Genomic DNA, 14,248 nt, shown 5'->3' with positions numbered 1-14,248 from the left:
CGGCCTAGACGGGATTCCCAAGCCGTCAAACTGAAACAGAGCCCCGATGACCACGCAGCGCCCGAGCTTCACCGATCAGGAAGCCCTCGACTTCCACTCGCACCCGACCGCGGGCAAGATCTCGATGGCCCCCACCAAGCCGATGGGCACGCAGCGCGACCTGTCGCTGGCCTACAGCCCGGGCGTTGCCATCCCGGTGCTGGCGATCGCCGGCAATGAAGACCTCGCGTATGACTACACCTCGAAGGGCAACCTCGTCGCGGTCATCTCCAACGGCACCGCCATCCTCGGCCTCGGAAACCTTGGCCCGCTGGCCGCCAAGCCGGTCATGGAAGGCAAGGCCGTGCTGTTCAAGCGCTTCGCCGACATCGACAGCTTCGACATTGAAGTGAACACCCGCGACGCCGAGGACTTCATCCGCACGGTGCGCAACATCGGCGCGACCTGGGGCGGCATCAACCTGGAAGACATCTCGGCGCCCGACTGTTTCATCATCGAAAGCCGGCTGCGCGAGGAACTCGACATCCCGGTCTTCCACGATGACCAGCACGGCACGGCGATCATCGCCGCCGCCGGCCTGATCAACGCCTGCCATATCACCGGGCGCAAGATGTCGGACGTCAAGGTCGCCGTCTCGGGCGCCGGCGCGGCCGGTCTGTCCGTGGCCGGACTGATCCGCCATCTCGGCGTGAAGGGCGAGAACATCCTCCTGTGCGACACGGCGGGCGTGGTCTACGAGGGCCGCAAGGAGAAGATGGACCAGTTCAAGTCCGCCTTTGCCGTGAAAACCACCAAGCGCACGCTGGCCGAAGCCATGAAGGGCGCCGACGTGTTCCTCGGCCTGTCGGTCAAGGGCGCGGTGACCAAGGACATGGTCAAGTCCATGGCCAAGAACCCGATCATCTTCGCGATGGCGAACCCGGACCCGGAGATCACGCCGGAAGACATCAAGTCCGTCCGCGACGACGCGATCATCGCCACCGGCCGGTCGGATTATCCCAACCAGGTCAACAACGTCCTCGGCTTCCCCTACATCTTCCGCGGCGCGCTGGATGTCCGTGCACGGAGCATCAACGAGGAGATGAAGGTCGCCGCCGCGCAGGCGCTTGCCGAACTTGCGCGCGAGGACGTGCCGGATGAAGTGGCCGCTGCCTATCACGGCGCCCGTCCGACCTTTGGCCGCGACTATATCATCCCCACACCGTTCGATCCGCGCCTGATCAGCTTCGTGCCGCCGCTGGTGGCGCAGGCCGCGATGGATACCGGCGTCGCGCGCAAGCCGATTGCCGACATGCATGCCTACCGCCAGAGCCTGGTGCGCCGCGCCGACCCGTCGGCTGCCTTCCTGCAAGGCGTGCAGGCGCGCTGCCGCGAAGTGCAGCGCCGCATCGTGTTTGCCGAAGGCGAAGAGCCTGCGGTCGTGCGCGCCGCGTGGAGCTTCAAGAACCAGGGCCTCGGCCATCCTATCCTGATCGGGCGCGAAGCGCAGGTCGAGGCGACGATGGAACAGATGGGCGTGCCGGCCGGCGCGCTCGACATCATCAACGCCCGCCTGTCCGACAACAATCCCGTCTATGTCGACATGCTCTACAAGCGCCTGCAGCGGAAGGGATACCTGAAACGCGACGCCCAGCGCCTCGTGAACCAGGACCGCAACATCTTCGGATGCTGCATGCTCAAGAACGGCGATGCCGACGGCATGGTGACCGGTGTGACGCGCAACTATGACGCCGCGCTGAAGGATGCCCTGCTGGTGCTCGATCCGATCCCCGGACAAGCCGTGATCGGCATGTCGATGGTGATCAACATGGGCAAGACGATCTTCATCGCCGATACCAGCGTCAATGAATTGCCCGACGGTCCCACGCTCGCCAACATCGCGCATGAAGCCGTGCGCGCGGTGCGCAGCGTCGGCTTCACGCCGCGCGTGGCCTTCCTGTCATACTCGACCTTCGGCAATCCGATGGGCGAACGCGGCGACAAGGTGCGCGAGGCCGTGTGCATCCTCGACCGCACGCCGGGTCTCGACTTCGAATACGAAGGCGACATGAATGCCGACGTGGCCCTGAACCCGAACCACAAGCTGCTCTATCCGTTCTCGCGCCTGACCGGGCCCGCCAACATCCTCGTGATGCCGGCGATCCATTCGGCCTCGATCGCGACCAACCTGCTGGAACAGATGAGCCGCTCGACGATCATCGGTCCGATGCTGCTGGGCCTCGAGAAGCCGGTGCAGATTGCCTCGCTCGGCGCGACGGTCGGCGACATCGTCGATCTCGCCGCGCTGGCCGCGTTTGACATCGACCAGGTTCACAGCGGCTAAGGCGCGGCGGCGCTTTCGGGCGCGGGCGGCAGGCGGGCTTGCCGCACCCACTCGATGACCGACAGGGCAACGGCGATGCCGCCGAGCCAGAACGTCAGTATAAAGACGCTGTAATAGCCTTCCGTCTCGATCATGGCGCCGAGCCAGGGCCGGCCGAGCGTACCGATCAGCATGGTGAGCGAAGCGAGCAGCGCATATTGCACCGCCGCGAAGCGCGGGTTCACGACGGAGGTCAGGAACGCCACGACCGCGACGCTGGCGAATCCGCCAGCGAGGTTTTCGCCTGAGATTGCGATCATCAGTCTTGCCATCCGGTCTCCGGCATCGGCGCCCTGCCCTTCCGGCGAGATGTGCGCCGCCCAGCCCGCAAAGGCCCGCAGCGGCTCTGCGATGTGCGTCCACTCGAGGAAGGCATCGATGCCGGCCCCGCCGCGCGACAGGTCTGCGAACAGGAGGTTGGTCGCCGCCGCCAGCACTGCGCCGGCCACCAGCACCGGCATGCGCCCGACAAAGCTGATGACCACCGCGCCGATGGCGGCGCCTGCGACGGTCATCAGCACACCGAAGAATTTTGAAGCCACCGCGACGTCCGCCATCGAATGGTGGAGCGCGCCGAACCGGTCGTCGAGATAGAAGGGATAGGCGAAAGAACCCCAGACGGAATCGGTGAAGCGGTAGGTCAGCGCCAGCAGCAGCACGAGCAGCGCGCCCCAGCCGAGACGCCCGATCAGGTCCATCAGCGGATCGAAAATCGAGCGGAAGACCGCGCGGATGACGCGCTTCACCTGCGGCTCGTCGCTGGGCCCGTCCACGATTTCGGCCGGCACACGCCCGTGACGCAGCAGCAGGACGAGCGCGCCGAGGGCGGGCAGCAGCACGGTCAGGCCGACGATCCATGGTCCCTGCTCGGCAACGAACACGCCGCCTTTCGGCGGCGGATCCTGCGTGAAAGAGGCGATGACAAAGCCCGCGATCATCAGGAAGGCGGCGATCCAGCCGGCGGCGACCAGTAAGGTGGCGAAGGTGCGTTCGCGTTCCGGCAGGCCGGCCTGGAAGGTCAGGCGGCGGTGGCCGGGCCCCGTCTCGGTTTCCGGTTCGGGCGCCAGCAGCGTGCCGGAAATGGCAAGCACCATCATCGCCGCGATCATCACATAGACAACCACCCAGCCGTAGAACTGGGCGAGCAGCAGGGCGAGGAAGCCGGTGATGAAACCGGCGATCCGGTAGCCGAACTGGTAGAGCGCGGCCATCAGGTCCTTGTCTTCATCCGAACGCGCGACCTCGATGCGCCAGGCATCCAGCACGATGTCGTGGGTCGCCGAGAACAGCGCGGCGAACAGGGCGATCACGGCCACGAGGCCGATATGCTCGCCGGGGTTCGAGAAGGCGAGCAGGAACAGGAGGCCGGCGATCGGCAGCTGCAGGCTGAGCAACCAGGTGCGCCGCGGACCCAGCAAGGGAAACGGATGGTGCGCCGACTGGAAGGCCGGCGACCAGAGGAACTTGAACGCATAGCCGATGGTGACGATCGACAGTACACCGATGGTTGAAGGCGAGACGCCTTCAGTCGTCAGCCAGGCATTCAGCGTACCGAGCACCGCGCCGTAAGGCAGGCCGGCGGCAAGCGCGAGCAGGAACATGGCCGCCATCCGGCGGTCGCGCATGGCCTTCAACGCGCGAATGAAACGCGGCGCTTCCTTTTCCGGCGCGCCAGCCCCTGCGAGGTCCGTCATGCGGCGCCTGTCAGACGGCCCGCGCCGGCCGTCCATTGCAGCGCGAGGGAACGCAGCGCCTCGGCATCAAGCGGCTTGGCCGCGACGCCGCTGGCGCCGGCTTCCCGGGCGCGGCGCTCGATATCGGGTGTCATTTCGGCCGAGACCGCAATGACCGGCGCTGTCAGGCCTGCGGACCGCAGGTGTCTCATGGCTTCAAATCCATCCATCACCGGCATTCTCAGGTCCATCAGAACAAGGTCGGGCGCCATCTGCGCCGCCGCATCCAGCGCTTCGCGTCCGGTTGCCGCCACACTGACGGTAAATCCTGCCGATTCCAAGGCGCGCCGTGCAATCAGGGCATTGATCGGGTTGTCGTCGGCGATCAGCACGCGGCCGCCGCCGCCTTCGTTTTCCGGCTCGTCCGAGACCTGGCGCCCGCTGCGGGCGAGCACGATCCGCTCGGCCACCGACGACATCCGGAGCGGCCGGACCAGCCAGCCCCGGCAGCCGAGCTGGCGGAAGCGGCCGATGGCGCCGCGGTCTTCAGGGCGCAGCACAACAAGCGCCGGCGCCTTGCGGGCGAGCGCCGCGACCATCGCCTCAGGCAGGTCCGCGCCGACCAGCAGCACATCGATGCCGCCGGGCACGTGGCCCGAGCCGAGGTCGATCTGGGTAACTTCCGTCTCAAGTCCGGCCATGGCAGCGGCCAGCGAAAGGGCCGTCGCCGGCGGCAAGCCGGCCAGCCCGATCTGGCCCCCGAGGCGCGAGGCATCATGCACCGGCGGCACGTCGGCGCTGCGGAGCGGGATGTCGACGGTGAAAGTTGCCCCCTCCCCCAGTCCGGACGACACGCGGACATTGCCACCGAGAAGGTCAGCGAGGCGCTTGACGATGGCGAGGCCGAGGCCGACGCCGCCTTCGCGATAGGCATCGCCGGTGGCGGTCTGGCGGAAGGCCTCGAACAGCCGCGCCTGGTCCTGCGGCGCAATTCCGGGACCGGTATCGCGCACATGCACCGTGAGCCCGTTCGCGCGCGGCACGACATCGACCAGCACGGCGCCCCGGGCGGTGAACTTCAGGGCATTGCCGACAAGGTTGAAGAGGATCTGGCGCAGGCGTCCGGCATCGCCTTCGTAGACGGGGACCGGCCATTGCTGGCAGCGCACAGCAAGGTCGAGACCGGCCGCATGGGCGCGCGGAGAGAGGAGTTCGGCAACTTCCCGGGCCAGATGCAGCGGACAGAAGCTCTCGGATTCGAGTTCGACGGCGGACGCGTCGAGCCGGGCATAGTCGAGCACATTGTTGAGCAGGTCGAGCAACCGGCCGCCGGACAGGCGGATCGTCTCGGCATATTCGCGCTGGGCCGGCGACAGGTCGGTTTCCAGCAGCAGCGAAACCGTGCCGAGTATGCCGTTGAGCGGCGTGCGGATTTCATGGCTGGCCGTGGCGAGAAACGCCTGTTCAGGCGATTCGCCCTCCGGCCGGCTGTCTGAAGGTGATGTCATGGCGCGAATCTAGCCCGGAAAGCCTGATCAGAGCCTTAATCCGCCGGGAACCATGGCATCAGCGCACCAGTGAAGAGCCAGTGATAGCGGCTGCCCCGGCGCCCGAGGCCGGGCGGTGGCGATAGCTGAGGGCTTCGGCAATGTGTACGCGCCGTACCGCATCCGAGCCATCGAGGTCGGCGATGGTGCGGGCGACCTTCAGCACCCGCGTATAGCCGCGGGCGGTGAGTGACAGCTTCACGGCCGCGTCGGCGAGCAAGGCCGCGCCGGGCGCATCCGGAGAGGCGAGCTGATCGATGGCGCCGGGCGGCATGTCGGCATTCACGTGCCGGCGGCCTTCGGTATCGGCGAGGCCGTCGAAGCGCTCGGCCTGCAGCTCGCGGGCCCGGGCAACCCGGGCGCGGGTTTCGGCCGTGCCTTCGGCGGGCGCCGGCAGGCTGAGGTCGACGGCGGTGACGGGAGGGGTTTCATAGAACAGGTCGATCCGGTCGAGGAACGGGCCGGAAATCCGCGACTGGTAGTCCTGCGCGCAGCGGGGTCCGCGCGTGCAGGCGGCGGCGCCGGGTCCGCCGCCGCAGCGGCAGGGATTCATCGCCGCGATCAGCTGGAAGCGGGCGGGATAGCGCACATGCCGGTTGGCGCGCGCGATCACCGCTTCGCCCGCTTCGAGCGGCTGGCGCAGGCTGTCGAGCACCTGGGCGGAGAATTCCGGCAGCTCGTCGAGGAAGAGCACGCCGTGATGGGCAAGCGAGACTTCGCCCGGCTTCGCCTTGATACCGCCGCCGACCATCGCCGCCATCGAGGCGGAATGGTGCGGCGCGCGGAACGGGCGGGTGCGGGAGAGCTGGCCGCGCTGCAACAGGCCAGCGATGGACTGGATCTGCGAGGCTTCGAGCAGTTCGCGGGCCGAAAGCGGCGGCAGGAGACCCGGGAGGCGCTGGGCGAGCATCGACTTGCCGGAACCGGGCGGGCCGCAGAAGAGGAGGTTGTGACCGCCGGCGGCGGCGATTTCGAGCACCCGCTTGGCGCCTTCCTGGCCTTTCACGTCTTTCAGGTCGGGACCGATTTGGGCCTCCAGCAGGTCGCCTTTCTTCGGAGGGCTAAGCACGCTGCGGCCGGCAAAGTGGTTGATCAGCGCGATCAGGCTTTTGGCCGGCAGCACATCCCCGCCGGCCCAGGCGGCTTCGGAGCCGCAGGCTTCCGGGCAGATCAGGCTGAGGCCCATGGCTTCGGCCGCCATCGCCGCCGGCAGGATACCGGCCGATTCGACGAGCCGGCCGTCCAGCGACAACTCCCCGATCGCGGCATAGCGGGCGAGCTGGTCTTCCGGAATGACGCCGAGTTTGGCGAGCAACGCCAGGGCGATCGCGAGGTCGTAATGGCTGCCTTCCTTCGGCAGGTCAGCCGGCGCGAGGTTCACGATGACGCGCTTCGGCGGAAGCGCGAGGCCCAGCGCCGAGAAGGCGGCGCGCACCCGTTCCCGGCTTTCGCCGACCGCCTTGTCCGGCAAGCCGACGACCATGAAGTTCACCTGCCCGCCGGACAGCTGGACCTGCACATCGACGGGTTGGGCCTCGACGCCGTCAAACGCGTATGTCGTGATCCGTGCGACCATGCCGAGCCCCTTCAACCGAGGGGAGGATTAACATGACGCTCCGAACAAAGGAAGAACAAATTGTTAAGGAGTGGTTTAAGGGATTGCTGCCAGCGCCTTTGCCCTCCCCTGCACGGCAAGGGAGGCGCGGAGAGGCGGCGCACGCAGCTTACGAGGTATCGAGACCGGCCCAGGCCAGAGGTCTCGCGATCTGGTCGGCGCGCAGGAGCAGCACGTCGAGCGCGGGCGGGATGCGGCGGATGATGTGCCAGGGCACGGGCAAGTCGCGCAGGCCCGGCGTCAGCAAAGTGCCGAAGCGGCGGGCGAGACGGCGGGCATGGGATGCAGGGCTTGCGAGCACGTCGGCGAGCCGGCGGGCCGCTTCGGTGAGAAGCGCCCATTGCAGCTCGGGCGGGTCCTCGCCGGCGCTGCCGCCGCCGGATGCGGCGGGCGCCTCGATCAGCGGGAAGAGATAGCGGCTCGCCCCGCGCGGGACGGCATTGTCCGTAGGCGGACGAGACGGCACCACGCGCGGTGGAGGCAGGACGAGCTCTGCGGCGAGGATATGGATATAACGGCGGACAAGCGCGGCGGCGACGGCAAGCTGGGCGCGCGCTTCACTGGCGATGGCCGCGAAAGCGCACGGGTTGGCGGTGAGCAGGAGCCGGCGCAGCGCCGCCAGCAGCGCGGCGATGGGATACCAGAGGTCAGGGTGCGGACGGGCCGGCGGCATGGACGAACCATACACCTGCCCGCAATCCCGCCGGATTGGCGCGCGGCGGATATTTTACAAGGCCCGGATTTCGCGCGCTATTTTATTTTCACGGTGCGGAATTTTGCCTGCACAAGCCGGAACTTGTGCAACCGTTCCGGGGCCCGCCATGCTTCAGGCCTCGACCTTTTCGATGGCAGCGAGCGCGGCGTGGAGGACTTCGAGGCCTGCGCCTTTCCGGACGGCCTGTTCGGACAGGATGCGGCGCCATTGGCGCGCGCCGGGCTGGCCGGCGAACAGGCCGAGCATGTGGCGGGTCATGGCATGCAGGCTTGAACCGGCGGCGAGGCGCGCGGCGATGTAGGGCTCGTAGGCGCGCACGGCAGCGGCCGCATCGACAATCTCCCCTTCCCCGAAGAGCAGCGTGTCGACACTGCCGAGGAGGCCGGGAGTCTGATAGGCGGCGCGGCCGAGCATGACTCCGTCGAACACGGCCAGGTGCTCCGCACACTGATCGAGCGTGGTGATGCCGCCATTCAGGATGATCTTGAGGCCGGGGCGGGCCGCTTTGAGCCTGGCGACAAGGGCGTAGTCGAGCGGCGGAACTTCCCGGTTCTCCTTCGGGCTCAGACCCTTGAGCCAGGCCTTGCGGGCGTGCACGGTGAAGACCGTACAGCCGGCGGCAGAGACCTTGTCGACAAAGGTGAACAGGGTTTCTTCCGCCGGCAGATCATCGATGGCGATGCGGCATTTGACGGTGACGGGAATAGAGACGGCGGCGCGCATTGCGGCGACGCAGGCCGCCACAAGATCCGGCTCTGCCATCAGGCAGGCGCCGAAGGCGCCGGACTGGACCCGGTCGGACGGGCAGCCGCAATTGAGGTTCACCTCGTCATAGCCGAAACCTTCGGCGATGCGCGCCGCTTCGGCGAGCTTGACGGGGTCCGACCCGCCGAGCTGGAGGACCAGCGGATGTTCGGCGGGATCGAAGGCGAGCAGGCGCTGGCGATCGCCGTTCAGGACCGCGTCGGCGGTGACCATCTCGGTCCACAGCAGGGCCCGCTTCGACAGCGCGCGGTGGAAGACCCGGCAATGCCGGTCTGTCCAGTCCATCATCGGAGCGACGGAGAAGCGATAGTCGGGTGCGGGCACAGCAAACCTGGAGCGGGGAAACGTCAGTGCGCATATCGCGCGCGCGGCCGGAAGGCCAGCGCAGGCGCGCCGGGATACATCAATCTGGATTGACTCATCAAAATGAATTGATGCATTAGAGAGAAATGACCTTTTCGTCCGCCCTGCCCGCCCTTGATCCGCCCGGCTTCCTGCAGCTGGCTGGCCACCCGGTACGGTGGCGGTTGCTGGAAGAATTGTCGGTGAGCGACCGGGCCGTGCGGGAGCTGACCGACCTTGTCGGCATGCCGCAGAACCTGCTGTCGTATCACCTCGCCAAGCTGCGCGACGGCCAGCTGGTTTCCGCGCGCCGCAGTTCGGCGGACCGGCGGGACACCTATTATTCGATCCGGCTGGACGGGATCGGCCAGCGCCTGGCCGCCACCGGCGCGGCGATCCATGCGAGCCTGCGCCTGCGTACCGAGGCGCCGGTCACCCCGATAAAGCCGGGCCGCAAGGTGTTGTTTGCCTGCACGGGAAACAGCGCGCGCTCGCAGATGGCGGAAGCCTTGCTGCGTGCCCGTTCCGGCGGCGCGGTGGCGGCCTTCAGCGCCGGCAGCGCGCCGAAGGCCCTGCACCCGAACGCCGTGCGGGTGATGCGGGACGTCCATGGGCTGGACCTGGCCAACCAGCACGCCAAGCACCTCGACACCTTCGCGGGCGAGCGGTTCGACCGGGTGATCAGCCTGTGTGACAAGGTGCGCGAGGTCTGCCCGGCCTTCCCCGGCGAGCCTCAGATTATCCACTGGAGCCTCGCCAATCCGGCAACGGGCGAAAGCGACGCGGCGACCTATCCGCTGTTCGTTGAAACGGCGGCCGAGCTGAACGCCCGCATCGCCGCCCTCATTGCGCAGCTGGCCGATGCGGACCCCGAACAGACCTGAGGAGGACCTGATGACAGACCCCAACGACATGGTGTGCGTCCGATACATCGTCGACGACGTGCAGGCGGCGGTCGATTTCTATACGCGGGTGCTGGATTTCGAGGTGCTGACCTGCTTTCCCGCCTTTGCCGATGTGGCGCGCGGACAGCTTCGCCTGCTGCTCAGCGGGCCGGAAAGTTCGGCGGCGCGCCCGATGCCGGATGGCATCCGCCCGGCGCCGGGCGGCTGGAACCGGATCCACCTGATCGTCGCCGACATTGCGGCGGAAGTCGCCCGCCTGAAGGCGGCCGGGGCGCCGTTCCGCAATGACATCCTGGAGGGGCCGGGCGGCAAGCAGGTGCTGCTGACAGACCCGTCCGGCAACCTGATCGAGCTGTTCGAACCCGCGATTGTTGATTTCTGCTGAGAACTGACCCGGGATTTCCATCGAGAACTGACCCGCCTTGTGACTATCTTTCGGGTTTCATTTCCGGGTCAAGATGATGCCTTCTCCTTTTTCGATTTCGGCTTCTGCGCCGAGCTGTTCTTGAACCGGAAGCTGTCATTGCCGGTTTCGAGGATGTGGCAGTGATGGGTGAGGCGATCGAGCAGCGCGGTCGTCATTTTCGCATCGCCGAACACGCTGGCCCACTCGCTGAAGCTCAGATTGGTCGTGATGACGACGCTGGTGCGCTCGTAGAGTTTGCTCAGCAGATGGAACAGGAGCGCGCCGCCTGATGCGCTGAACGGCAGGTAGCCCAGCTCGTCGAGGATCACGAGATCGGAGTGGATCAGACGGTTCGCGATCTGACCGGTTCTCCCTTGAGCCTTTTCCTGTTCGAGTGCGTTGACCAGCTCGACGGTTGAGAAGAACCGGACACGGCGTCGATAGTGCTCGATCGCATGTACGCCGAGCGCCGTTGCGATATGCGTCTTGCCGGTGCCAGGCCCGCCGACCAGGACGATATTGTCGGCCACATCGATAAAGTCACACCGATGAAGCTGGCGGACGAGGGCTTCATTGATTTCGCTGCTGGCAAAGTCGAAGCCCGCAAGGTCGCGGTAAGCGGGGAACCGGGCGCTCTTCAGCTGGTAGGCCACGGACCGCACTTCCCGTTCTGCGGTTTCGGCTTTCAGGAGCTGGGACAGCATGGGGATTGCCGACTCGAACGCGGGCGAGCCCTGAGCCATGAGATCAGTGACGGCCTGCGCCATTCCGTGCATCTTCAGGCCGCGCAACATGACGACGATCGCGCCGCTGGCTGGATCATGACGCATGACGGGTCTCCCCCACTGCACGCAACGTGTCGTAACGATCAACATTTGCCTGTGGCTCACTGGCGAGGCGCAACGCCTGCGGCGCCGTCACAGGTGGTGTACTGATGGGTTTGCCATCGACCAGCCGGTGCAGCAGGTTCAGGATATGGGTCTTGGTTGCAACGCCTGCTTCCAGCGCCATCGACACGGCCGTCAGAACCGCGTCCTCATCGTGCTGCAACACCAGCGCCAGGATCTCGACCATTTCCCGGTCACCGCCCGGCGAACGCAGAAGTTGCCGCTGAAGCCGCCGGAAGTCGTCTGGCAGCTCCAGGAACGGCGCGCCATTGCGCAGCGCGCCCGGCTTGCGCTGGACCACTGCGAGATAGTGGCGCCAGTCATAGATCGTGCGCCCCGGGCCATCGTGAGATCGCTCGATGACGCGCCGGTGTTCGCACACGACCTGGCCCTCTGCGACGACGAGGAAGTGATCCGGGTAGACCCGCAGGCTCACAGGACGATTGGCGAACGACGCCGGGACGCTGTAGCGGTTGCGTTCCAGATGCACGAGGCAGGTGGGAGAGACCCGCTTGCCATATTCCACGAAGCCATCGAACGGCCGACCCGCCGGCATCAGGCTGCCGGCTTCATCAGCCCAGGCATCGGCAACAGAACCGGGCTGGGTGCCATGCGGGATGTCCTGCCACAACGCACGGCATCGCTGCTCAAGCCAGAGGTTCAGGGCGTCCAGACTCTCCGCATGCGGTATAGGCTGCCATAGACGATGACGCGCATCCTGAACGTTCTTCTCGACCTGGCCTTTTCCCAGCCGGCTGCCGGATTGCAGAACTCGGCCTCGAACATGTAGTGGCTGACCATCGCCGCAAACCGCGCGTTGACTGTCCGCGCCTTGCCGCGCCCGACCTTGTCGATCGCCGTGCGCATGTTGTCGTAGATCCCGCGCCGCGGCACGCCGCCAAGCATACGGAACGCATGGTTGTGCGCGTCGAACAGCATCTCATGCGTCTGAAGGATATAGGCGCGCACGAAGAAGGCGCGGCTGTAGCTGAGCTTGAAGTGCGCGACCTGAAGCTTCGTGCGAACACCGTCAATGACCGCCCAGTCCTCGCTCCAGTCGAACTGGAATGCCTCGCCCGGCGCGAATGAAAGCGGCACAAAAGTCCCTCGTCCGCTTGTCTGCTGCTGGACGCGGTACTCGTCTCGCCAGGCCCGTGCAAACGCCGCAACCCGGCCATACGAACCATCATAGCCAAGGCTCACCAGATCGGCATACAGCTGCTTGATCGTGCGCTTCTGTTTGCGCGGCCGCGTCATCTCCCGCCGCAGCCATGCCGACAGCCGGTCCGCATAAGGATCCAGCTTGCTCGGCCTGTCCGGCGTCCTGAAACGCGGCTCGACCACCTCGGATCGCAGATACTTGCGCAGCGTGTTTCGAGAAAGGCCCGTCCGCCGGGAAATCTCCCGGATCGACATCTGGTCGCGGTGATACCACCGCCGGATAACGCTCAATAATGCCATGTCCAACACTCCATGGTCCCCCGCTCGCCAAAGCTCGGGACCGGTTCAAACATGGGTCACTTCTCAGTGGAAATTTCTGCCCTCCCAGGGTCAATTCTCAACGGCAATCAACAAAGCCGGTCAGCTTCAGGCGCGTACAGCCGAGCACCAGCGCCGCCGCGGGCACCACCGTCAACGGCAGCATCACGGCTTCCGCCGCCGGGCCGAGGTCGAGCAGCGAGGCGAGCGCGCGTCCGCCAACCGTCGCGAGAATCCCTGCCGACCCGGCGCCGATCAGGGCCCATGTCCAGCGCGCGTTCCCTGCCGGCCCGGTCAACAGGCGCGAAAGGTCCTCGCGGTAGTGCCACAGCAGCGCCCCCGCGCCGAACGGCAGCGCGCCGCTCCAGATCGAGAAGTAGAGGGCGTAGAAGTCCCGCCCGGTCGCGATTCCCCACGCCATGTAGGCGGCGCCGGCCGCGAACAGACCCCATGTCCGCAGCCGGGTAGCCGAAAATCCAAGGCTGATGACGAGGTAGTAGAAAAGCTCCGTCGTCAGCGCCCAGGCGGGCGGCGACAGGCGCGGCGTATCGAGGTTGTAGAAGATCAGCGTGGCGTTCTGCACCCACCCCGCCAGCGTCATCGGCACGCCCAGCGCATTGTCGATCGCATGGTCGCGCGCCGGGCCGAAGATCAGCGCCAGCGGCAGCGTGAGCAGCAGCGAGACGATATAGATCGGGTAGAGCCGCAGGATCCTGTTCAACCAGAACCGGCCAAACCCGGACGGGCTGTAATCATAGGACGTGTGCATCACGAGGGTCATCAGGAACCCGGACAGCACGAAGAAGGCCTGGACAGCGATCGGCCCGATTTTCGGGATGGCCAGCAGGTGAAAGGCCACGACGGCCATCGCCAGCACGAAACGCATTGTTCCCATGAGACTACTCTACAGGCGGCACAGTGTTTGTCCGCTCAAAGCATATTCCGCGCCAGCCCGGCCGGACAAGGCGTTGGTTACCCACCGAGGCAGGGCCGCAGAATACGCACAATCCCGGGGAATGGTGGGCGGTACAAGGTTCGAACTTGTGACCCCTACGATGTCAACGTAGTGCTCTACCACTGAGCTAACCGCCCGCTCGGCGAAGGCCCTTGGGCCATGCGTTGCGAAGCGTGCGTATTGGACAATCAGGCGTTCGGCGTCAAGCGGGCATTCGCCGCGCAGCGGGCGGGTTCAGGCCGCCATCACCTTGTCCACTTCCTCGACGATTTCGCGCAGGTGGAAGGGTTTCGAGAGCACCTTGGCGCCGGCCGGTGTCGGCGCGCCGGACGACAGCGCCACGGCCGCAAAGCCGGTGATGAAGACGATCTTCATGGCCGGGTCGAGTTCGGCGCCGCGGCGGGCGAGTTCGATCCCGTCGAGGCCCGGCATCACGATGTCGGTCAGCAAGAGGTCGAAGACTTCGCGCTCCAGCGCCTGCAAGGCGCCCTCGCCGTCGGCATAGTCCTGGACGTCATGGCCCGCGCGGCGCAGGGCCGCTGCGAGGAACCCGCGCATTGAATCGTCGTCTTCCGCGAGCAGGATCTTGGTCACAGA

11 protein-coding genes, 1 tRNA gene and 1 pseudogene are annotated in these 14,248 nt (G+C 66.4%); 3 read left to right on the top strand and 10 right to left on the bottom strand.

Going from position 1 to position 14,248, the window contains the following annotated elements:
* The first annotated feature begins 46 nt into the window (after positions 1-46).
* Complete coding sequence (locus tag IPK75_07520) at positions 47-2,323, top strand: NADP-dependent malic enzyme (protein MBK8198202.1); 2,277 nt, start codon at positions 47-49, stop codon at positions 2,321-2,323.
* Here the strand turns inward: IPK75_07520 and IPK75_07515 are convergent.
* The 5 genes from IPK75_07515 to dusA all read right to left on the bottom strand — a co-directional run bounded on the left by IPK75_07515 (position 2,320) and on the right by dusA (position 9,001).
* Positions 2,320-4,056, bottom strand: coding sequence for an MFS transporter (locus IPK75_07515; GenBank protein MBK8198201.1), 1,737 nt, complete (start codon positions 4,054-4,056; stop codon positions 2,320-2,322). The two genes, IPK75_07520 and IPK75_07515, sit on opposite strands and share 4 nt — an antisense overlap.
* Positions 4,053-5,543: a response regulator gene (locus IPK75_07510; protein ID MBK8198200.1), complete on the bottom strand. Its 1,491-nt coding sequence runs from the start codon at positions 5,541-5,543 to the stop codon at positions 4,053-4,055. Before IPK75_07510 ends, IPK75_07515 begins: the two co-directional genes overlap by 4 nt.
* 58 nt (positions 5,544-5,601) lie before the next feature.
* Positions 5,602-7,158, bottom strand: coding sequence for a YifB family Mg chelatase-like AAA ATPase (locus IPK75_07505; GenBank protein ID MBK8198199.1), 1,557 nt, complete (start codon positions 7,156-7,158; stop codon positions 5,602-5,604).
* 148 nt (positions 7,159-7,306) lie between these two features.
* Complete coding sequence (locus IPK75_07500; protein MBK8198198.1) at positions 7,307-7,870, bottom strand: hypothetical protein; 564 nt, start codon at positions 7,868-7,870, stop codon at positions 7,307-7,309.
* Positions 7,871-8,023: 153 nt separating this feature from the next.
* The gene (gene dusA / locus IPK75_07495; GenBank protein MBK8198197.1) at positions 8,024-9,001 is read right to left on the bottom strand and encodes a tRNA dihydrouridine(20/20a) synthase DusA; all 978 of its coding nucleotides are present in this window, start codon (positions 8,999-9,001) and stop codon (positions 8,024-8,026) included.
* A gap of 125 nt (positions 9,002-9,126) precedes the next feature.
* Between dusA and IPK75_07490 the strand changes: the two genes are divergently transcribed.
* Together IPK75_07490 and IPK75_07485 are read left to right on the top strand one after the other, a co-directional pair.
* Positions 9,127-9,903: an ArsR family transcriptional regulator gene (locus tag IPK75_07490; protein MBK8198196.1), complete on the top strand. Its 777-nt coding sequence runs from the start codon at positions 9,127-9,129 to the stop codon at positions 9,901-9,903.
* 10 nt (positions 9,904-9,913) lie between these two features.
* Complete coding sequence (locus IPK75_07485) at positions 9,914-10,309, top strand: VOC family protein (GenBank protein MBK8198195.1); 396 nt, start codon at positions 9,914-9,916, stop codon at positions 10,307-10,309.
* A 68-nt stretch (positions 10,310-10,377) separates the two neighbouring features.
* Here the strand turns inward: IPK75_07485 and IPK75_07480 are convergent, their stop codons facing one another.
* From IPK75_07480 to IPK75_07460, 5 genes and pseudogenes are all read right to left on the bottom strand, one after another.
* On the bottom strand, positions 10,378-11,160 hold the full coding sequence (locus tag IPK75_07480; GenBank protein MBK8198194.1) for an ATP-binding protein: 783 nt from the start codon (positions 11,158-11,160) through the stop codon (positions 10,378-10,380).
* Positions 11,150-12,678: pseudogene (locus tag IPK75_07475) on the bottom strand (IS21 family transposase). Before IPK75_07475 ends, IPK75_07480 begins: the two are co-directional and overlap by 11 nt.
* 97 nt (positions 12,679-12,775) lie before the next feature.
* Positions 12,776-13,591: an acyltransferase gene (locus tag IPK75_07470; GenBank protein ID MBK8198193.1), complete on the bottom strand. Its 816-nt coding sequence runs from the start codon at positions 13,589-13,591 to the stop codon at positions 12,776-12,778.
* Between the two features lie 122 nt (positions 13,592-13,713).
* Positions 13,714-13,788, bottom strand: a tRNA-Val gene (locus tag IPK75_07465).
* Positions 13,789-13,885: 97 nt separating this feature from the next.
* A complete protein-coding gene (locus tag IPK75_07460; GenBank protein ID MBK8198192.1) occupies positions 13,886-14,245 on the bottom strand; it encodes a response regulator in 360 nt (119 codons plus the stop codon).
* Positions 14,246-14,248: the final 3 nt, after the last annotated feature.

The organism is Acidobacteriota bacterium (genome assembly GCA_016712445.1).
Lineage (GTDB): Bacteria > Pseudomonadota > Alphaproteobacteria > Caulobacterales > Hyphomonadaceae > Hyphomonas.
The sequence above is the reverse complement of the archived record's forward strand: the minus strand, read 5'-3'. Positions and strand labels throughout refer to the sequence as shown.